14 protein-coding genes and 3 pseudogenes are annotated in these 21,053 nt (G+C 37.8%); 12 read left to right on the top strand and 5 right to left on the bottom strand.

Going from position 1 to position 21,053, the window contains the following annotated elements:
- Positions 1-61 precede the first annotated feature (61 nt).
- The 7 genes and pseudogenes from EP1_RS08825 to EP1_RS08795 form a co-directional block, all read left to right on the top strand.
- Positions 62-751: pseudogene (locus tag EP1_RS08825) on the top strand (IS3 family transposase); the annotation flags it as partial.
- Between the two features lie 251 nt (positions 752-1,002).
- Entirely contained in the window at positions 1,003-2,886 is a 1,884-nt protein-coding gene (locus EP1_RS08820) for a BglG family transcription antiterminator (RefSeq protein WP_067626549.1), read from the top strand.
- Positions 2,883-4,811 carry a PTS fructose transporter subunit IIABC gene (locus EP1_RS08815; protein WP_067626547.1) on the top strand — a complete coding sequence of 643 codons (1,929 nt, stop codon included), beginning with the start codon at positions 2,883-2,885 and terminating at the stop codon, positions 4,809-4,811. The genes EP1_RS08820 and EP1_RS08815 overlap by 4 nt, the downstream gene beginning before the upstream one ends.
- On the top strand, positions 4,783-5,622 hold the full coding sequence (locus EP1_RS08810; protein WP_067626545.1) for a class II fructose-bisphosphate aldolase: 840 nt from the start codon (positions 4,783-4,785) through the stop codon (positions 5,620-5,622). The genes EP1_RS08815 and EP1_RS08810 overlap by 29 nt, the downstream gene beginning before the upstream one ends.
- 367 nt (positions 5,623-5,989) lie before the next feature.
- Positions 5,990-7,603, top strand: coding sequence for a type I restriction-modification system subunit M (locus tag EP1_RS08805; protein ID WP_067626541.1), 1,614 nt, complete (start codon positions 5,990-5,992; stop codon positions 7,601-7,603).
- A complete protein-coding gene (locus EP1_RS13305; protein WP_083507526.1) occupies positions 7,596-8,867 on the top strand; it encodes a restriction endonuclease subunit S in 1,272 nt (423 codons plus the stop codon). Before EP1_RS08805 ends, EP1_RS13305 begins: the two co-directional genes overlap by 8 nt.
- A 67-nt stretch (positions 8,868-8,934) precedes the next feature.
- Positions 8,935-9,861 carry a site-specific integrase gene (locus EP1_RS08795; RefSeq protein WP_067626539.1) on the top strand — a complete coding sequence of 309 codons (927 nt, stop codon included), beginning with the start codon at positions 8,935-8,937 and terminating at the stop codon, positions 9,859-9,861.
- 40 nt (positions 9,862-9,901) lie between these two features.
- Here EP1_RS08795 and EP1_RS13740 read toward each other — a convergent pair whose 3' ends face one another.
- The gene (locus EP1_RS13740) at positions 9,902-10,531 is read right to left on the bottom strand and encodes a restriction endonuclease subunit S (RefSeq protein WP_067626557.1); all 630 of its coding nucleotides are present in this window, start codon (positions 10,529-10,531) and stop codon (positions 9,902-9,904) included.
- 30 nt (positions 10,532-10,561) lie between these two features.
- A pseudogene (locus EP1_RS13735) lies at positions 10,562-11,074 on the bottom strand (restriction endonuclease subunit S); the annotation flags it as partial.
- Positions 11,075-11,179: 105 nt separating this feature from the next.
- On the opposite strand from EP1_RS13735, the gene EP1_RS08785 reads away from it, so the two are divergent.
- The 3 genes and pseudogenes from EP1_RS08785 to EP1_RS08775 all read left to right on the top strand — a co-directional run.
- Complete coding sequence (locus tag EP1_RS08785; protein WP_067626537.1) at positions 11,180-14,239, top strand: type I restriction endonuclease subunit R; 3,060 nt, start codon at positions 11,180-11,182, stop codon at positions 14,237-14,239.
- Between the two features lie 212 nt (positions 14,240-14,451).
- Positions 14,452-15,912 (top strand): KAP family P-loop NTPase fold protein, encoded by a 1,461-nt coding sequence (locus EP1_RS08780; protein ID WP_067626534.1) that lies wholly within the window; start codon positions 14,452-14,454, stop codon positions 15,910-15,912.
- Between the two features lie 58 nt (positions 15,913-15,970).
- Positions 15,971-16,291, top strand: a pseudogene (locus EP1_RS08775) (C39 family peptidase); the annotation flags it as partial.
- Positions 16,292-16,359: 68 nt separating this feature from the next.
- On the opposite strand, the gene EP1_RS08770 reads toward EP1_RS08775, so the two are convergent.
- On the bottom strand, positions 16,360-16,659 hold the full coding sequence (locus EP1_RS08770; RefSeq protein WP_067626532.1) for a bacteriocin immunity protein: 300 nt from the start codon (positions 16,657-16,659) through the stop codon (positions 16,360-16,362).
- 191 nt (positions 16,660-16,850) lie between these two features.
- On the opposite strand from EP1_RS08770, the gene EP1_RS08765 reads away from it, so the two are divergent.
- Together EP1_RS08765 and EP1_RS08760 are read left to right on the top strand one after the other, a co-directional pair.
- Positions 16,851-17,522: a TVP38/TMEM64 family protein gene (locus EP1_RS08765; protein WP_067626528.1), complete on the top strand. Its 672-nt coding sequence runs from the start codon at positions 16,851-16,853 to the stop codon at positions 17,520-17,522.
- 86 nt (positions 17,523-17,608) lie between these two features.
- Positions 17,609-18,391 carry a hypothetical protein gene (locus tag EP1_RS08760; protein WP_083507524.1) on the top strand — a complete coding sequence of 261 codons (783 nt, stop codon included), beginning with the start codon at positions 17,609-17,611 and terminating at the stop codon, positions 18,389-18,391.
- A 128-nt stretch (positions 18,392-18,519) separates the two neighbouring features.
- On the opposite strand, the gene thyA is transcribed toward EP1_RS08760, so the two are convergent.
- Together thyA and EP1_RS08750 are read right to left on the bottom strand one after the other, a co-directional pair.
- Complete coding sequence (gene thyA / locus EP1_RS08755) at positions 18,520-19,395, bottom strand: thymidylate synthase (RefSeq protein ID WP_067626521.1); 876 nt, start codon at positions 19,393-19,395, stop codon at positions 18,520-18,522.
- Between the two features lie 338 nt (positions 19,396-19,733).
- A complete protein-coding gene (locus EP1_RS08750; protein ID WP_067626518.1) occupies positions 19,734-21,050 on the bottom strand; it encodes a sensor histidine kinase in 1,317 nt (438 codons plus the stop codon).
- Between the last annotated feature and the right edge of the window lie 3 nt (positions 21,051-21,053).

Genomic DNA, 21,053 nt, shown 5'->3' with positions numbered 1-21,053 from the left:
AAATCAGAAATAAATACGTTGAAAGAGACTATTTTCGACAGTTTTTTTTACGAATAAACAGCGCTATGGTGCCACTAAAATTCATCAAGTTTTATTAAAAGATGGCATTTCAGTATCTCTTAAACATGTCCAAAAGCTAATGAAGCAATTAAATTTAAGATCGATTGTAGTAAAAAAATTTAGACCTCAAAGGTTAAATAAAGCGATTATTTCAAAAGAGAACATATTAAATCAGGACTTTTCTACTAAAACTATTTGTGAGAAATGGGCGGCTGACATTACATACATTCCTACTAAGAAAAATGGCTGGTGTTACTTGTCTTCCATCATGGATCTACACACGAAAAAAATTATTAGTTATACATTTTCAAAAAGAATGACGGTGGATTGTGTCATTCAAACGTTGAATAAAGCAAAACTAAAGTATCACATTCCGGAAGGAATGATTCTACACACTGACTTGGGCAGTCAATATACAGCAACAGAAGTAGAAAAATGGCTTGAAACCAACAAAATAAGGCATTCCTATAGTAGAAAGGGAACACCTTATGATAACGCAGGAATCGAATCTTTCCACGCCTCATTGAAAAAGGAAGAAGTTTACACGACTAGCTACTCAAATTTTGAAGAAGCAAATCGTGCACTATTTAGCTATATTGAGGGATTTTATAACCGGAATCGACTTCATAGTTCGATTCACTATCTAACCCCTCAGGAGTTTGAAGATTTGGCAAAAGAAAAAATGACATAACCGTCTCTACTAAAATGTGTCCAAGATATTGACTCAAATCCAAAAGGATATCTAAATTGGAGATATCTTTAATATCTATTAATAGGTATCGATAACTAACTTTAATTTGTAGGAATTCAGTAAAAGTGTAAAACTGAATGAGTTAATTGTAAGATATAGACTACCTTTTTTCCTAACGAATTGGTAGATATACATGGTAGTAAAGAAAATAGAAAGCGTTTACTATACAGATGTAAAGGATGTGATTCTTTTTGAAAGAAAAATATTTGAGATTGATCGCTATGCTACAAGAAGAGCACAAATATATCAAAGGAAAGGAGATTGCCAAGCGATTAGGTATTTCTGATCGAAGTGTACGTAACTATATAAAAGATTTGAACGAAAACTATTTAATTGATTCTAAAATACTTACTAATAAGAACAAAGGATACATCCTGACTGGAGCCGTTGAAGATATTAAGGTTAGTGAGCATTTTGAGTTCGAAGAAAGAATGTTCTTTATCGTTAAATATTTAATTGATGCAGATGATTGGATTACATATGAAGAGATTGCCGAATCGTTATATTTCTCTAATCAAACAATCCGCTTAGATGTGATCAAAATTCAAAAAATGATGGAGACACAATTTCAGAATTTAAGAATTGAAAGCGTCATTTTTAAAGGAGTTAGGCTGAAAGGAAGCGAAATTGAAAAAAGATTACTTTTAGAGAGTTTGTCGAAAATCACTACACTTAATAAAAATAGTTTTATCGATTCTTTAGCTTATCATTTTAAAGATTGGGTGGCACGCGAATCCCTGGAAGGACTTATGACCTTTTTTCATGAGAAATATTCTAGTTTGCAAATTCCTGATAGCTCAGAAACGACGCTATCCATCTTGTCTTATTTGATAATTTCGGTTCGCAGAATATCTCAAAATCATTTTTGTGATTATAGTTTTGATTCTTTGGATCTAGTTGAAATTGAGAGTACTAAAGAATTTGAAGCCGCAAAATCCATTATGTACGACTATGGTAATCGCTCTAAAATAATTATTCCTGATGTGGAGATTATTTATTTTAGTTTCTACTTGATTAGTCAACGGTTAATGATCTCAGCAGATAATGACCAAAAATTTACTGTACCGCAGGAATTAAGAGTTGGTGTTAAGAATTCTTTAAACGTTCTTGAGCAGGATTATTCAATGAAGCTTTCAGAAGATGAGCAATTATATTCGGGACTGTTGATGCATCTTGCAAGGGACATATATCCATTGATGTTTAATTTCTATATAGAGAATACGTTCATTACAACAATAAAAAAAGACTTTATTCAAGGGTATTATATGGCTGTGAGTTTTGCGAACGATTTAAAAAAATCTATCCAATTACAGTTACCGGAGAATGAGATTGGCTATATAGCGATTCATTTTGCCTCATTTATTGAACGAAGTAAAACGAAGAATGTGAAGATTGTCATTCTTTTAGGCAGACTTCAATCGATTGGCTATTTATTGAAAAATGAATTGGAACGACGATATTCAAATGTCTCAATAAAAACTACTGTAATCGGTCAAAACGCTCCAAATAATAATCAGGCCCTTTCGAATTTTGATTTGATTATATCGTTTGGCTCAATAGGGATAGAACAAGCCAATTTGATAGTGATAAACGGTACACCAACTGAAGAAGATTATCAAAAGATCGACAATCTGATGAGAAAAATGAACTATGTTTTTGGAACAAAGATTGATTTTTTCACTAAACAAAGATTTCAAGATAAAGAAGAACTTCTTCTAGGACTATTAACGGGAATTGAAGCACCTGAAATGATGGATAGTATCTTGGAACGAGAAGAATTTTCTTCAACTGATATCAGTGATGGTATAGCGATTCCACATCCCTTGCTGACAAGTAGATTTGAAAAAACCAAGATAGCAGTAGCGATACAAGAAAAACCAATCGACTGGGGTAATCAATTTGTGGATTTAATTATCATGATTGTGCCAGGTAAAGATGATCAAAAAAATACTAGTAGAGTGATGGAAGAAATATACAACATTATAAAGGACCCAGAATTATTAGTAGAAGTGAAAAAAACTAAAAGTTTAGACGAGTTTAATAGTGTAATTGAGAATAGGGAGATGAAAACATGAAAATATCAGAACTGATTACTGAACAGAATATTCTTCTTCATCTAGAGGCAAAAAATAAAGAAGAAATCATTGATACCATGGCAGTCCGTTTAATGGAAAATGGATTTTTAAAAGATCTAGACGGATTTAAAGAAGATATTTGGAAACGTGAAGAGGCTGTATCGACTGAAGTTGGGTACGGGATTGCAATGCCTCACACCAAATCTATTTATGTTAATAAACCAGCCGTAATTTTTGGGAGGAGCCTTGAAGGAATCGTCTATGATAAGGAAAGCTGTCAGTTGTTCTTTATGATTGCTGCCCAAGAAGGCGCAACAGATGAGCATCTGGAAACATTGTCAAGACTATCAACCTATTTGATGGATGAATTGTTTCGTGCCAAGTTGATTCTGGCTAGATCTGTTGAAGAAGTCATTTCTGTTATTGATGAGAAAGAAGTAGAAGAAGAGGAAGTAGAATCTGTTAACAATATACTTTCTTCTGATGTTCAATCTTTGGTGGCTGTTACGGCGTGTACGGCCGGAATTGCCCATACCTACATGTCGGCTCAAGCGTTAAAAGATGCAGCTGAAAAACGTGGAATTGCGATAAAAGTTCAAACAGATGGGTCCAGTGGAACAGAAAATCGTCTAACTGATGAGGAAATTGCGCATGCAAGTGGAGTAATCATTGCGGCCGACAGAACAGTAGATATGAGTCGGTTTGATGGAAAGAAGGTTGTAGAAACATCTACCAAACGTGGGATTAATAATGCTGATGGGCTAATTGATGAGGTACTTGCAAAAAAAGAATTATACAAAGCAGTAGGCTCAACAAATACATCTTCCGACTATGATGATGGCAAAAAAGGCGGTGCATTTGATATTTACAAGCACTTGATGAATGGTGTTTCTTTTATGCTACCATTTGTTGTTTCAGGTGGGATTCTTATCGCCATATCCTTTATGTTTGGAGTCAACTCAGCAAATCCCGATTCAAGTCAATACAATGAGTTTGCCGCCTTTCTAAACTCTGTCGGCGGTAGTGCAGCTTTTGGTTTAATGGTGCCGATTTTTGCTGGTTACGTCGCATTCAGCATTGCAGATAGACCGGGTCTGGCTCCAGGTGCTATTGGTGGGATGATTGCTTCAACTGGTGGTTCTGGCTTTTTAGGAGGGCTTATCGCTGGATTCGTTGCAGGGTATACTATTTTGCTTCTGAAAAAAGTATTAGTCAAATTACCCAAGTCTTTACATGGATTGAATCCGGTTTTACTTTATCCTGTACTAGGAACATTGATTACTACGATTGTGATTCAGTATGTCATTAATACACCAATCAGCTCGTTCAATGATACTTTAGTAAGATGGCTGACAGGGATGAATGGTTCTAATGCTATTTTAGTAGGAGCTTTACTAGGGGGAATTTTGGTAAGCGATATGGGAGGACCATTAAATAAAATTGCGTACGCTTTTGGTATTCAAATGATTACAGCTGGAGTTTATGGACCTATGGCAGCTCTGATGTGTGGTGGGATGATTCCGCCAATTGGTCTAGGATTAGCGACAACTTTCTTTAGAAATAAATTTACGGATCAAGATCGTGAAACCGGTAAAATAGCTTATGTGTTAGGTTCTTGTTTTATCACAGAAGGAGTCATTCCTTTTGCAGCAGCAGATCCTATTAGAGTTATCCCAGCAAATATTATTGGGGCAGCAGTAGGTGGCGCTTTATCAATGGCGTTTGGAATTGAGCTAACCGCACCTCATGGTGGAATCTTTGTTATTCCAATCGCCGTCAATCGGCCGATTTTATATGTTGCATGTATCTTGGCAGGCAGTGTAGTGACTATGTTAATTGTTGGACTTACTAAAAAGTCTATTGTTCCAAATAAAGAAATTAATGGGGGTATTGAGAATGTTAGTAACGTCAAAGGAGTTATTTAAAATTAGTAAAGAGAAAGGGGTCGCAATTCCTGCGCCAAATTTTATTGATGCACAATCAATGAAAGATTATGTTGAAGTTGCCGAAGAGCTAAATTTACCAGTTATTTTAGCCTTGGCAGAAGTTCACTTAGAATTTATTACTCTAGAAGAAGCAACTTATTTTGGGAAATTCTACGCTGAAAAAGCGAAAGTTCCAGTTGTTCTACATTTGGATCATGGAATGACTCCAAGTGTTATTAAAAAAGCGATTGATCTTGGGTTTACATCTGTTATGATTGATGCTTCACAAGATGATTTTGAGACAAATGTGAAAAAGACAAAAGAAATCATTGAATACGCTCATCCAAAAGGTGTGGTAGTTGAAGCGGAAATCGGCCATGTAGGGTCAGGCGTAAACTATGAAAATCACGAAGAAACTGATTCACAGTATACAACAGTGGAGGATGCGATACGCTTTGTTGAAGAAACTAACGTTGACTCGCTAGCGGTCTCAATTGGGACTGCTCATGGAATGTATAAAGGAGTTCCTGAAATCAATTTTGAAAGACTCAACGAAATTGCTAAAGCAATAGAAACACCTTTAGTTTTACATGGCGGTTCTTCATCTGGAGATGACAATCTAAATCAATGCAGCTTGCAAGGGATTAGTAAAATCAATATTTTTTCTGACTTAGTTAATGCTGCACAAAAAGGAATTGATGAGGAAAAACCTAACAATTACTTGGACTTAAAAAAAGTTGTATCTAATTCTATGAAGAATTGTTTGAAACATTATTATGGTGTATTTTGTACAAATAAGATCAATGAGTAACTAATGATGAATTGAAATAGCGATCCTAAAATAGCTTTTCACAATCTGTAGTAGTCAACCAGCTTCAGAGGTGAGAAAAATTGCAATATAAGCCCAATAAGGGTGTAGAATTGATAAATAATATAAACACGAAAGACCGTTCAAAAAATGAATGGCCTTTCGTGTTTTTGCAACAGTGAGCAAAAGAATACTCATTCAAACATTAATGAGTTTGAAGATAAAAAGGTTTAATACAGAATACAATAATTTAATATATAATGAAGATTTTTATATTCTAACTCGTATTCTTTATTTTCTCTTTTTCAGTTATAATTAAACTTGGCACACTTTACGCTGTATTCAAGCGTAAGGTTTTTTATGTGCTATCATGAAGGGAGAAAACATCTTGGCTACAACAAATTCAACCACTTTATACCAAGCGTTATGGAATTCCGCAGATATTCTGCGATCAAAGATGGATGCTTCGGATTACAAAAGTTATTTATTGGGGTTAATCTTCTATAAATATTTATCAGATAAATTACTTTATCATTCGGCCGACTTATTGGAGGAAGAGACTAGTGATTTAAATGAAGCACAGCGAATTTATGCGGAAGCATATAATGACGAAGAAATTAAAGAAGATCTTTTAGAAAATCTACAATATGATTTTTCTTATACATTAGAACCACAATTAACGTTTACAGCACTGGTTCAGGATATTTATAAAGGGAAATTTCAATTAGAGGATTTAGCCCAAGGCTTCCGGAATATCGAACAATCAAGTGAAATTTTTGAAAATATGTTTGAAGATGTCGACTTGTATTCTAAAAAATTAGGCGCGACTCCCCAGAAACAGAATCAAAGTATTGCGGATGTGATGAAAGAACTAGCGGTTCTCGATGTTGCTGGACATGCCGGGGATACGCTAGGTGATGCATATGAGTACTTGATTGGGCAATTTGCTTCAGATTCTGGGAAAAAGGCCGGTGAGTTCTATACACCGCAGCCTGTTTCTGAGTTGATGACCAAAATCGTGCTTCAAGAAAAAGAAGCACAAAGAGGATTTAGTGTTTACGATCCAACCATGGGTTCAGGTTCCTTACTTTTGAATGTCAAAAAATATTCCCAAGAGCCTGGAACGATTGACTACTTTGGTCAGGAATTAAATACTTCAACGTATAACTTGGCCAGAATGAACATGATCCTTCACGGTGTCGATACAGCAAATCAACATTTGCACAATGCCGATACATTGGATCAAGACTGGCCGACTGAAGAACCGACCAATTTCGATGCGGTGTTGATGAATCCGCCGTATTCCGCCAAATGGTCTGCCGAAAAAGGCTTTTTAGACGATCCACGTTTTTCTATGTATGGTGTATTAGCACCAAAATCCAAAGCCGATTTCGCCTTCTTACTTCATGGTTATTATCATTTGAAAGATACAGGTGTCATGGCGATCGTTCTCCCTCATGGAGTATTGTTTAGAGGCAATGCCGAAGGGAAAATCCGGAAAATATTATTGGAAAATGGAGCAATCGATACGGTAATCGGACTTCCTGCAAATATCTTTTTCAATACGTCCATTCCAACTACGGTTATTATTCTGAAAAAGCAACGGGATAAAAAAGACGTCCTATTTATCGATGCCTCAAAAGATTTTGAAAAAGGAAAGAATCAAAATCTATTGAAAGAAGAGCACATTGATAAAATTTTAGCAACCTATAAAAACCGTGAAGATGTTGATAAATACGCACATGTGGCGGCATACGATGAGATCGTTGAAAATGATTTTAATTTAAATATCCCAAGATATGTTGATACTTTTGAAGAAGAAGAGCCGATTAATATTGCCGAATTAGGCAAAGAGATGATTGATCTGAATAAACAAATCAAAGAAGCCGAACAATCATTCTTGTCAATGCTAGACGAACTCCAAGTGACGGATGACTCTAAAGAAATCATCGAAATCACCAAGGCGGTGTTCTCTAATGACTGATAAGAAAGTACCAGAACTACGATTTGAAGGATTTAAAAATGAATGGGAACAGCGTAAGCTTGAGGACATATCAAAAGTTATTACGAAAGGCACTACCCCTAGAGATAAATCTTGGTCTGGAGAAGTCAATTACGTTAAAACTGAAAGCATCAATCCAGAATCGGGAGATATTTTTGTAACTGCGAACACAAGTATTGAAGAGCACGAAGGATACCTTAAACGTTCTCAACTTAAAGCTGGTGACGTACTATTTTCAATCGTGGGAACACTTGGACGAGTTGGTGTAGTCAAAGATATAGACCTTCCAGCCAATACTAATCAGCAGATTGGAATCATTCGTTTAAGTGATGCGGATGAGAAATTTGTCTTCAATGCTTTAAAAACTCCACGTATTGCATCGTTCATAAAGAGTGATGCAACTATCGGCGCACAACCGTCGCTTTCGTTGTGGCAAATTAATGTTCTTGAAATCAAGTTGCCTAATCATGAAGAACAAACTAAGATTGGAAAGTTCTTTGACGACATGGACGACCTTATCACCCTCCATCAGCGTAAATTGGATTTGCTAAAACAGTTAAAACAAGCCTATTTACAGAAGATGTTCCCGAAAAATGGAGAAGATCGTCCGGAATTACGATTTACGGATTTTGAAGAAGCCTGGGAGCAGCGTAAGTTTGAAGACGTGTTTCTATTTCCAGTTTCAACAAATTCATTATCACGAGCACAATTGAATTATAAAGGTGGCAAAATTAGAAATATTCATTACGGGGATGTTCTCATTAAGTATGAAGAAATAATTGATGCTGAACAAGATTCAATTCCGTATGTCAATGATGGGTTATTAAGTAATTACGAAAATAATTTATTGGTCGATGGCGATTTGGTTTTTGCTGACGCAGCAGAAGATTATACAGTAGGAAAAGCTTGTGAAATACGGAATATAGATCAACAATCTGTTGTATCAGGGCTTCACACAATTGTTGTACGACCCCAAAAAGAGTCCGCTAGCTTCTATTGGGGGTACTATCTAAATTCATCTGCATACCATAAGCAGCTATTGAGATTAATACAAGGAACAAAAGTATCATCAATTAGCAAACGGAATTTATTTGAAACCAAAGTGTGCTTTCCAAAAGAATATAAGGAACAAGAAAATATTGGGATATTATTCAAGAGTATCGGTAACACCATCACCCTTCATCAAAACAAACTGGACCAACTTAAGAAACTAAAATCAGCTTTTCTTCAAAAAATGTTTATCTAATAAAACGAAGCCCCCTAAAAATAGTTATGATGAAATCTAACTTACTATTTTAAGGAGGCTTTTTTGTATGGGAAGAAGAAAAAAAGATGTGTTGTTTCATGAGTATTTTGAAGAGTGGTTGGAGTTGTATAAAGTTGGAGCGATTCGCGAGATTACCTTAGATAAGTATTACATCACTCATCAGCGGCTTGTGGAGTTGGCCCCTGATCTTCATGTTTCTGAATTGGATCGAAGGAGTTATCAGCGGCTCTTGAATGAGTATGCTTTAACCCACGAAAAACAAACAACGATGGATTTTCATCATCAAGTTAAAGGAGCGATTCTTGACGCAGTTGATGAAGGATTAATTATGCGAAATCCTACAAGAAAAATAATTATTAAAGGCAAAGAACCTCGTAAAAAGAAACCAAAGTTTTTGAATCAATATGAATTGCAAAGTTTATTGAAACAATTAGAACTGAATAACGAAATAAATTGGGATTGGTTTATTTTACTAGTTGCTAAAACGGGAATCCGTTTTGCAGAAGCGCTTGCATTAACACCAAAGGACTTTGACTTCTTTAATCAGAGTTTGGTCATCAATAAAACGTGGAATTATAAAAAAACCAAGGGCATGATTCAGCCTACTAAAAATGAATCTTCTAAAAGAAAGATTCAGATTGATTGGCAAATTAGTATGCAGTTTTCACAATTAACAAAAGAGTTGGATGAAAATGACTTAATCTTTGTCAAAGGACGGGTGTTCAATTCAACGATTAATAATCGCCTCGAAGTCTTGTGTAAAAAAGCTAATGTCCCGGTGATTACTATTCATTCTTTACGGCATACACATGCTTCATTGCTTCTTTTTGCAGGTGTTTCGATTGCTAGTGTTGCTCGAAGATTGGGGCACTCTAGTATGACCACCACGCAAGAAACGTACCTTCACATTATTCAAGAATTGGAAAACCAAGATAACGATAAAATCATCCGTCATTTAAGTGCTTTAGTTTAAAGAAAAATCCCAGAAGATTAATACGTCTTCTGGGATAAATTTAGATGAACATTTTTTGAAGAAAGGCTGATTTTAGCTGTTTGAGCTGATCTAGTTTGTTTTTATGGAGGGTGATGTTTTTGTCGAGTTCTTCAAAAAAAATAGCTACTTTCTTTTGTTCTTCGACTGAAGGAAGTAAAATTTTTTGATTTTGAACCAACTCAGAATTTAAGTTCACTTGACTACCTGGCTGTCCATACTTTCGCCATTGAGGTCTGAACATTTCAAGCCATTGAAATACAAATTCGGTGTTAAATTCTGGATTAAGAAAAATTAGAAAGCCATCATGAACTCCTGTTTTAACATAATTCATCACCGGCTTACCTACCGTTGCTGCTATGCTCAGTAATAGATGAGGTGTTTCCAAAACCCGAGTTTTTTGTTGTCCTGCTTTAGAAATTTTTTGTTCGAGCTTACGAATTCTTCCGTTTTGCTCAGTTACATCAGAAATACGTAGCCAGCCAATATCAGAATTTGGATCAAACCATTTTGGATCTTGAATTGGCCGTGGAGAGGCTCCACGAACAATTTCAGCTATCTCCCCCAACTTACGCTGCTCCCATTTATCTTTAAAATCCGCAAATCGTAATTCAGAAACTGTTTCGCTATTTCTCGGGAAAAGTTTCTTCAAATAGACTTGTTTTAACTGTTTTAATAAATCCAATTTACGCTGATGGAGGGTGATGGTATCGTCGAGTTGATTGAAAAAAGAACCTATTTGTTCTTGTTCTTCAATCATCGGAATGTTTAGTATCATTTTTTTTAAATCTGGAATATTAATTGATTGAACCGTTGTTCCGGTTTTAACAATACTGTTCAAGATATATGCTTCTTTTGACTCTATTTCTGCAACTAAAAATTCGGTATTCAGTTTAGCTTTATCATAAATTAGAGCTTTAATATCTTGATTAATAGCTACGTCAACTGTTGGAATACTCAAAGGAAATCTTTTGGCTAATATTCCGCTACGTGTGACAATTAATGGTGTTCCTGCTGATATAATTTTGGTTTTGTTATCGGTAACGGCTTTTTCAGTTATAGTATAAGTCCCTTTTGAAACAAATTTGTTTTTAATTTCCTGAGAAGACAACCAAATTATGTCTCCATGCCAATAATTTTTATTATCTTTATAAGGTGTCGCACCTCCTACCAAATTTATAGAGTCTTCAAACTTACGCTGTTCCCATCATTCACAATCTTTATAGCTTCCACGCTAAACAATGATATACTTTATTTAAAGAAATCGAATATTGAGTGTGTTTGTTTGGAGTGAAAATGAATGGCAAATAGAATGACAACGGAAGCTGTTATTGAAAATAATCTGATTCAGCAATTAATTACTGGGGAATCTCAGTGGATTTATCGAAAAGACTTGCACACAGAAGATGATTTGTGGGCAAATTTTCGGGTGAAGTTAGAAAATAATAACAAGGATGTTTTAAATCAAGTTCCCTTAACGGAGCAAGAATTTCGTCAGATTCAAAATCAATTGAGTTTTCCTAATTTTTATGAAGCGGCTCGTTGGTTAGTGGGGGAAAATGGCATTGCGAAGGTTCAAGTACAACGGGAAGATGCGGCGTTAGGAACGATTCGGTTACGGGTTTTAAACCGCGCCGATGTTGCTGGTGGGATGTCTTCTTATGAGGTAATTAATCAGTTTGAAAGTGACAAAAAATCCTTTGAGGATCAGAATCGGCGCTTTGATGTCACGTTATTGATTAATGGTTTGCCGATGATTCATATCGAATTAAAAAATCGAAATCATCCTTATATGGATGCATTTAGACAGATAAAAAAATATCTAACTGAAGGAAAGTTCACCGGGATCTATTCAACCTTACAAATGTTTGTTGTATCGAATGGGACGGATACACGCTATATTGCTTCGGCAATGGACACTAAGTTAAATGAACAATTTTTGACTAAGTGGGTGGATAAGGAAAATCGTCCGGTTAATGACTATTTAGAATTTGCGGAAGAGGTTTTATCGATTCCCCAAGCTCATAAAATGGTGACGCAATATACGGTGTTGGATAAAGAGAAAAAAGCGTTGATTTTACTGCGGCCTTATCAGATTCATGCGATTGAAGCGGTTAAGGAAGCATCGAAGCGTCAAGAATCGGGCTATGTTTGGCATACAACAGGCTCAGGCAAGACTTTAACTTCTTATAAAGTTGCTCGGAATCTACTGCAAATTCCTTCAATTAATAAGACGATTTTTATCGTAGACCGAGTGGATTTGGATCAGCAAACGTCAAGTTCGTTCAGTTCTTATGCGGAAAATGATGTGATCGAAGTGGACGAGACGGACAACGTGAGTGATTTAATCAAGAAATTGTTATCTGATGACCGAACGGTAATCGTGACAACGATTCAAAAATTGAACCATGTGATGAAACGCCTGCAAGGAAAAGAAGAAACGAAACGGTATCAGCAGTTGACGCACTTAAAGACCGCCTTTATCGTGGACGAGTGTCATAGGGCAGTTTCACCGCAAAAGAAACAGGAAATTGAAGAATTTTTTGTTCACTCCCTTTGGTATGGTTTTACGGGGACCCCGTTTTTTGCTGAAAATGCAAAAAAAGTGCTGGGAAATTTAGCCAGAACGACGGAGCAACAATACGGCCGAAGACTTCACGAATATACGGTAAAAGAGGCGATTCACGATCAAGCCGTTTTAGGTTTTCAAATTGAATATCAAAGTACGTTTTCGGAAGAATCACTCAATCGAGTGGTTGCTAAAATGTATGCGGAAAACTTGCTAGACGTGGAAGAAATGGATTTGGTTGAACGGGAAGATAGTTTGCCGAAAATCGTCTATGAAGAAGAGTACCATATGCTGGAAGTTATTCACTCCATCGTTAATAAATCACGGAAAAAATTAGGATTTAGCAAAGGTCCCGGGCAGACGTATGCGGCGATTTTAACCACCTCATCGATTGCGCAGGCTCAAAAATATTATGACCTTTTCAAAAAAGTAAAAGCTGGCGAAACATTCGTGAAGATCTCGGAAGAAACGAAACGCGTGCTACCAGATTTTCCGAAAATAGCGATTACTTATTCAATTTCTGAAAATGAAGAGGCTTCGATCACTAATCAAGAAAAGATGAAAGAATCACTAAGAGATTATAATGTAGAATTCGATACGAGTTATACAATGGAAACGATTCGGGCCTATAATCGAAATGTGAATGATCGCTTGGCGCGTAAAAAAGAAAAATATTTGCCTCGGGCGGAGCAATTAGACTTAGTAATCGTCGTGGATCGTTTGTTAACAGGTTTCGATGCACCGTGTCTTTCTACCTTGTTTATCGATCGTCCACCAATGAAGCCGCATGATTTGATTCAGGCTTTTTCTCGGACCAATCGTTTGTTTGACAAATATAAGAAATACGGGCAAATTGTGACATTTCAAATGCCGCAAACCTTTGAAAATAGTGTCAAGGAAGCCTTGATTCTTTACTCAAATGGCGGTGAAAATGATGTGTTAGCTCCTACTTGGGATGAGGCAGTCGCATCTTTTAGAAAGGCGATTAAAAATTTAAGAGAATTGACTCCCACTCCTGAATCAGCCGATGAGTTAAACCTTACGCTAAAGAAGAAATTTGCGAAAATATTCCAAAAATTGGACAAGACGTTTACTTCGGTTCAAGTCTATAGTGAGTATGAGGATGAGATGCTAGGAACCTTCTTCCCGATCCAATTTAAAGAAATCGAAGAATTTAAAGGAAAATATGTCAATATATTAGACGAAATTAGACCAAATATCGTGGAGGCTGGTCCAGAGGATTTAGAAGTCGATATTGAGTATGAGTTGGAATCGATTAAGACCGAAGAGATTAACTATGAATATATTTTGATGCTGATCCAATCCTTTGTACCACAAGGCGATGATGCCTATGAATTGATTCCTAAAACCGATCAGAAAGCTGCGGCAGAGGTTAATCAATACTTGAATGATTTAGAAAAAGTGAATCCTAAATTAGCCGATTTAATGAAACACCTTTGGCATGAAATTCAGGCGGACCCAGAGGCTTATCGAAATCAAAACGTTTCCGTATTATTAGAGAACTTGATCCACAACACGACCTATGAACTGGTTGAAGAATTTTCTGATAAGTGGCAAGTGAACGAAGGCGAATTGGAATTTATGGTCTCTAATTACAATCCCAAAAGAGTCAGACAAAATGGTGAAGCAGAGCTGAAAAGAACTAGTAATTACGAGGAATACAAACAAAAAGCTGAAACCCCGGTAAGTAAATTAAAATATTGGAAATCCGTCCGTCGTGAATTAGACGAGTTAATGATGGAAGAAATCTTGCCTTTGAGGAAACGGTGAGCTAGCTAACTAAACAAGTTGCTTAAAAATAGCGAATAATTTTAGATTCTCTTCTTGGAGGAGAATCTTTTTTTGCATATTCACAGATAAAATATATCTTTTTTTATTTTTTGTACCATATAAATAATAATTAATGTTATAATTTATCCGATCGATTTTATGGTTTATTACTATAAAACGGTAGACATACATTGTTGAAGGGAAGTCAAAATATGGAAAATAAAAAGGGTTATACAGATGCTCCTAGTTCAAAGGATCTATTGAAAAGAGGAGACTATGTTCAAGCACTCAAGAAAATTGTTACAACTTGTGACACTCCGATGACAATCTCGATCACAGGCGAGTGGGGGAGTGGAAAAACAAGTTTTGTCCATCAGCTAAAAGGGCAGTTGGATAAAGAAAAAATAGAATTTGTTGAATTTAATACTTGGGAAATATCTCAATTTGAACCCAATGATAACCTGAAATTATCATTGTTAAAGAGTTATGTTTCGGAGATTGCCCCAGACAAAAAAACTGCTAAGTTACTTAAAAGAGTAATTAGAGCGGGAGCAAATGTTTTTTTAAGTACAGCTTTGAATAAATTCCCCAAACTAGATTTTTCCAATCTAGATTTAGAGAAGTTACTGAAAGGTGAGAGTATTCATGGTGAATCTAGCATTGTTCAAGATGTCAAAGAATTAAAAAAGAGTATTGAAGCTCAAATTTCATCTAAAAAAAAGAGATATGTTATTTTCATCGATGATTTAGATAGAATAAATCCAGAAAATGCGATTGAAATTTTAGAATTTTTGAAATTATTTTTGTCTATGAAAAATTGTGTGTATTTAGTGGCAGTCGACGAGAAAGTTATAGAAGAAGGATTGGAAGCTAAGTATAAAAATCTAGATTCAGCATTTAGCGATTCTAGAAATTATTTTGAGAAATTAATTCAACTACCATTCTATTTGCCTAATACGCTCTCAAATGATGAACAGATCAGGGAGTATATTGGAAATTTAGGGGAATTTAATAATGTTAGAGGGATAGATTTGAATTTAGTAAGCAAAATAGTTAATTTTTCAGTAGGAGGAAATCCAAGAAGAATTAAGAGAATTATGAATGCTTATTGGCTCTTAAGGACAATAATGGATGGAAAGGAAGCCAATAAAAAAGTCAAACCAGAGCTTTTGTTTTATATAGTTTGCTTCCAGACACATTATAATGGTCAATATTCGAAGTTTGAAGCGTCGATAAATCAGGATGTTACTATAAAAAAATCAATTACTAGTTTGAAAAATAATGAAGATAATGCAGAATTTCTAGATTTCATCTCGATTTTAGAAAAAGATTTTTCTAAAGAACTTTCCGAAGAATCTTTTAAATCAATTATGAGTTTTTCACAGGTAAACCGTACGGAGATTGGAAATGCAGGAAACTTAACTGAAGCGATGAGGGAATTAATTCCAATTTTATTTGATTCAGATGAAAAGAAGACTAGACAAGAGCTTATGAGTGAGCTTACGGAGGAATTTCCCACATTAAAAGATAAACCAGGAGCCTTTAATGGGTTACTTCGCAGGGTGGACAAAGGAGAAGGAAAAGCAATTTCGAATGGAGAAGGGAAAGTTTTAGTTAGGGACCGTTCTGAAAAAGAACCGACCTATCATTTCGTTGATCCCACTACACGGTAGGATATTTTTATGTAAAACAGCCGTATAAGTAGGCAATTCCCCAACTTATACGACTGTTTTTACCAAGAAATGGTACAAAAATGTGTCAAACATCAGTCATGTGAACACACAAAACATTGTTGATCGGATCATCAACGGCAATCCGATTTTATACTATGGCTATTCTTCGTACCAAGCAAATACGATCCGTAACCACTGCAAGGTGATTGCTGGCTACAAGGACAATAAATTTTTAGTCTATGATCCATTGTATTATAGTTCCAATGCTAAGGCGGGATCAGGTGGTCCCAACAAGGCTTATGATCGTGGAGCAATGGCTTGGGTGTCGATTGCCGAGTTTACAAAAGAGTGGGATGGACGGGCCATCGGAATCAGCTAAAAAGCGAACTTAACGAAATAAAGAAGCGAGCATTTTCAGTGATCGCTTCTTTATTTTGCTCGTATTCATTAAAACCAGACTGGCAGCAACATCGTACTTAGTGCAATCCCTTTGTAAATTTCTGCTTCACGTTTGATTTGGTAATACAGTGCCGAGATCGCCTCGGGCAGTCTGTTTTGATGGGCTAGGGCGTAAAGCGTGATCTCATTGCAAAGGGAGACAGCGACGAGTCGCGTATCTTCGGATTTTTCCAATTCTTGAGCGGCTTTAAAGAGCAGCTGCCGCAGTTCGGGTAATTCGGCCACTTTTTCATCGGCATAAGCGGTACTTAGTAAGTCCATCAGTTCATTTGTTTTGATGTTTGACATTCCATCACCTTCTTAGATACAGAATAGCGGATTTGACCGTGGATACAAGTCTTTTCAGTTAATCTATCAAAACTGTAAGCTGTCTGAAGGTTGGCTCAGGTTACATTTCGTCTGCAAGGTTGTACCTCACCAAGAGTCTCTCTGCGTAAAATTTGTTATAATCAGGAAGAAGTAGAAAATAAGGAGAAAAAATGAAAAAATATATCAAGCATTTTTTATTGCTGGTGGGACTATTATTGGTGGGGCTATTGGTTTATCGCTTGTATCTCGAATATTATCCCGATATTCAATTATATTTGAGCCCCAAAGCAAGTCGTGAGCTGTTGCTTAAAAGTGTTCGCTCCCACGGAATTCGCACGGGATTAATTTTAGTGGCGTTAACCAGTCTGATGTGTGCGATCCCCGGGTTACCGACATCTGTCGTGGGGGTTTTGGTGGGAGTCTGTTATGGACCAGCGCTAGGAAGCGTGATGAATCTGACTGGTAATGTGTTAGGGAATTTACTATCGATTTTTCTACTCCAGAAAATAAAGTTTTTAGCGCCTAAAACCAAGACGAATCGCTGGGTCAAAGCGATCTCTCAGATGAATCATCCGCGGATCGGTGTCACATTAGGTTATATGATCCCGATTATTCCGGCGGCGATCGTCAATTACACGGTGGATTTACTGAAATTGCCGGCTAAACAAGTTTGTCTGGCCGTCGTGATCGGTGTGGCACCAAGCTCGATTTTGTATGCTTTCGGTGGCGATGCCTTGTTCAAAGGCAACCACAAAACCGCGCTGATTTTAATCGCCAGTGTCGTACTATTTATTTTGCTGGCGGGGATTATCTCAAAAGACCGCCGTCGTCGGGTGAAGTAAAAGAAGATGCCTGATTCAGTTTTCATTCGTTAGTGCTAAAATTATAGGTATAAAAAGAGTACCACCAGAATTGGGGAGGAAGAATAATGAAAATAGGCAAGTATTTGGTATTAGGGTTTTGTTCGCTGATTTTATTCGCTGGGTGCGGCAGTTCGGCAGAAGAAAAGCCAGCTGCGGCTTCCAGCACCAGAACTAGCGGGGAAACAGCTACCGCTGAAAAGGGAGCTTCGACTTCCACCACGGCAACTTTAGTCAGCTCAACTTCTAGTTCTAGCACATTCAGTCCTTCTTCAGAATCGGTAGAAGAAAGCCCGAATTCCATGGAAACTGTCGCTAGTCATGGGGCGCAATTGAATGATCTGGCAAAAAATCGCATCAATCTGGCCTTTCTTAATTGGGCGAGTCAACGGGCGGTAATGGGGAATATGGCAGTCAGTGATTGGTTTTTTGATCACGGGGCAGCCGGACACGGCGACTGGTACGCCAATACTCCAGATGGACAGGTCCAAGTACAAAACAATGATATGCCTGGAAAGCGGGCCTTTCCGATTCATGCCATCGGCGGATGTATTTTTTATACGGCCAAGGATGGTGGCGTAGGAAAACAGGAGCTTTTTGCGGATTCTTTTGCGGCGAATTATTCAGTCAAATTGGATCATACTAAGCCGGTTAGTAAATATTTGCTAGGGGATAACGGCGTGGTCTATGAATTGAAAACGGGAAACGGGATGACGGTCAGCACCAACACCGGCTTTGGAGAGTACGAAGACGACGGAAGCCAAGGAGCATATCGACCAGATCTAGCTTTCCAACGCTCGGAGGATCAGGCAGCACAGGAAAAATTACAAGAGTTGATTTTGTCTTATTAGGGGTAATTCTTCGCAGGCTAGCGGTCAGCGCAGGTGGGTGAGATAAAGAGCGCAACAAATGATCGGTCAGAAATAAGCAAAAAAGCTTTGGCTTACTGAATGAACAGTGGGCCAAAGCTTTTTTTAGTTTATTCAGCGATTTCATATTTGAAGACGCCGTTATGTTCATAATTTTCTAGTTTTACTTCTGATAAGCGGCGTTCAAAGAAGCTGCGTTCGTGGCCTTGTTCATCGACTTTTTCTGGCAAGATCAAGGTCGGATCGCTTGTTGGGATCGGCTGGGCTAATTGGTCTTTCAGTGTAGCGATATGGCGATCGTAAACGTGGGCGTCATCGATCGACCAGTGCATCGTGCCTAATTCAAAGCCCAATTGATCTGCAATCAGCCGATGGAGAACGGCATATTGATAAGTATTGAAGGGTTGGCCTAGCGCCATGTCGGCTGAACGTTGTTTGACATGCAAGTCAAGGACGCCATTGTTGACTTTCCAGTTCGTCGCCCAGACACAAGGTTCTAGCGTCATTTCATCTAGATCATCAACATCCCACAGGCTAGTCATGATGCGGCGTGAGCCGGGATTGTTGGCTAATTGGTGTAAGACGTATTCAACTTGATTGAGTTTTTCTGGCTGATCCGGCAACTTGCGGCATTTTTTGGCTAATTGGTAGCCATAGGCCTTGCCAATCGTATTGTGGTCATCGACCCATTCGTTCCAGACTTTACAGTTGTGGTCTTGGAGCCAAGTCACGTCGTTGGATAATTCTTGCCAAATCCATTCCAATTCGATTAAAGGTGTTTTTTGAAAGACCCGTTTTGATTTTAAGATCGGGATACCGTCAGCCGGTGTAATTTTAAAGTTGACGCCTTGGATGAAGCGGGTAGGAGCCGGGCTGCCATCGGCGTATTTTGCCCGGACTAAGCTTGGATCTTGATCCGTGCCGTTTTCAATGATATCCAGGACGATGTCACGATAAATTTTGTCGAAGCCAGTATATTCAGTCACGAGAATTCTCCTCTTTTTATCTTTTGTCTGAGTGTAACATATTTGAGTTAATTCGGGGATTATTTTTCTCTTAATTTAATAAAAGGCGGAGAAAGCTTTTATATCAAGCTTTATCAAGAGACCTAAGCAAGGCGCTGATGTTTAAAATTTTGAAAGACCGAAGTTTTGTATCACATGCAGCAGTAATTTATTGGCAGCTGGATCCAGCGAGTGAACGACTGGAAAATCAAGGGGGTGGCCAGATTTTACCTGCGAGAGGCAGAAGTCTCGTACTCGTTTAACCAGTCAGCTTAAAAAGCAAAGAAACCTTCAAGTCGGTTTTGACTTGAAGGTTTTTGTTATTTCATCGGCAATTTGATCTGGAAGATCACACCTTTTGGCTGCCAGTCGCGGACGCTGATTTTTCCTTTGTGTTGACGAATGACCTGCTGGGCGATCGCTAGTCCTAAACCGTAGCCGCCGGTCTCTTTAGAACGGGAGCGATCTTCACGATAGAACCGTTCAAAGATGTGTTGCTTGTCTTCATCGCTGATGGCGGGGCCATTGTTTTTGACTTCGAGGAGCCAATGCTCGTTGGAGATCTCGGATTGCAGGATGATTTTATCATTGGCTGCGGTGTATTTCAACGCATTGTCCAACAAGATCACCAGCACTTGATGGATCCGTTTTTCATCGAAGGCGACCGGCTGATCAGCAAAATTTTCCAGTACAAATTGTTTGCCATTCATTTCTGCGATCTCTTGGAAGGGCTGCGCTAATTGCTGGATAAAGTGTTGTGGGTCAATCACTTCTTTATGTAAAACCAATTGATTGGAATCACTGCGGGCCAAAGTCAGCAAATCTTCGGTTAAACTTTTCATGCGCCGAGTCTCACTCAAGGCTTGAGCGATCGGTTCCGATTCCTCCAAAATGGTGTGCTCTGGACGGGTGAATAATTGTTGCAGACTGTTTTGGATAATCGCTAAAGGTGTACGCAGTTCATGGGAGGCGTTCTCGACAAACTCTTGTTGTTTGCGCCAAGCTTGCATGATCGGTTGCATATTTTTTTTGGAAATGTAAAAACTGATACCAATCGAGATTAGCCAAAAAACGATCATACAGAGGAGCAACGTCGTTTCGAAAGTCTTCATGGAGTCAGCGATTTGATTGGTGTTGGCTAAAAACTGGATATAAGCGATCTCGTCTTTTTGTTGGGCTTTGATCGTATACGAATGAAAGGACAATTTTTGGCTCTCATCGGTCGCACTTTTCAGATTCAAAGCTTGGACAACATCGAGGCTGTTTTTATCTAAGGTTAGATTTTCCAACTCAGTGAAGCGCCCGCCTAAGACCTCTTTATTGAGGATCTTGCCGTCTTTTGACCATAAAATGATTTGGCTATTGAAGCGATTATTGCCGACGGGGCCATTATCCATGCGCTGGTCATTAGGCATCTGGGCTAAAAATGGATTGCCGGCTTGATACCGAGTGATTTCCATCTCAATCAGGTGCTCATTTTTAGCCATCTGCTCTAAGGAAAGGTCTGTTTGGCGATAAGCCGAACTTTGCAGCAGTTGCAAGGTGATGAAGCCTAATAATAGGAAGATTCCGGCAAAAGCGGCGACATTGAGAAAGAAAAATTTTAAACGTTGTTTGCGTGAGATTTCTGTATTCATAGC

Source organism: Enterococcus pseudoavium NBRC 100491 (genome assembly GCF_001544295.1).
In the GTDB taxonomy this organism is placed as follows: Bacteria; Bacillota; Bacilli; order Lactobacillales; family Enterococcaceae; genus Enterococcus_A; species Enterococcus_A pseudoavium.
This window is presented reverse-complemented; position numbering and strand designations above follow the sequence as displayed.

Bases quoted from the DNA above. Each gene is read 5' to 3' on its own strand.
- EP1_RS08815 (WP_067626547.1), top strand. From the start codon at position 2,883: ATGAAAATATCAGAACTGATTACTGAACAGAATATTCTTCTTCATCTA.
- EP1_RS08810 (WP_067626545.1), top strand. From the start codon at position 4,783: ATGTTAGTAACGTCAAAGGAGTTATTTAAAATTAGTAAAGAGAAAGGG.
- EP1_RS08805 (WP_067626541.1), top strand. From the start codon at position 5,990: ATGAAGGGAGAAAACATCTTGGCTACAACAAATTCAACCACTTTATAC.
- EP1_RS13305 (WP_083507526.1), top strand. From the start codon at position 7,596: ATGACTGATAAGAAAGTACCAGAACTACGATTTGAAGGATTTAAAAAT.
- EP1_RS08795 (WP_067626539.1), top strand. From the start codon at position 8,935: ATGGGAAGAAGAAAAAAAGATGTGTTGTTTCATGAGTATTTTGAAGAG.
- EP1_RS08785 (WP_067626537.1), top strand. From the start codon at position 11,180: ATGGCAAATAGAATGACAACGGAAGCTGTTATTGAAAATAATCTGATT.
- EP1_RS08780 (WP_067626534.1), top strand. From the start codon at position 14,452: ATGGAAAATAAAAAGGGTTATACAGATGCTCCTAGTTCAAAGGATCTA.
- EP1_RS08770 (WP_067626532.1), bottom strand. From the start codon at position 16,659: ATGTCAAACATCAAAACAAATGAACTGATGGACTTACTAAGTACCGCT.
- EP1_RS08765 (WP_067626528.1), top strand. From the start codon at position 16,851: ATGAAAAAATATATCAAGCATTTTTTATTGCTGGTGGGACTATTATTG.
- EP1_RS08760 (WP_083507524.1), top strand. From the start codon at position 17,609: ATGAAAATAGGCAAGTATTTGGTATTAGGGTTTTGTTCGCTGATTTTA.
- EP1_RS08750 (WP_067626518.1), bottom strand. From the start codon at position 21,050: ATGAATACAGAAATCTCACGCAAACAACGTTTAAAATTTTTCTTTCTC.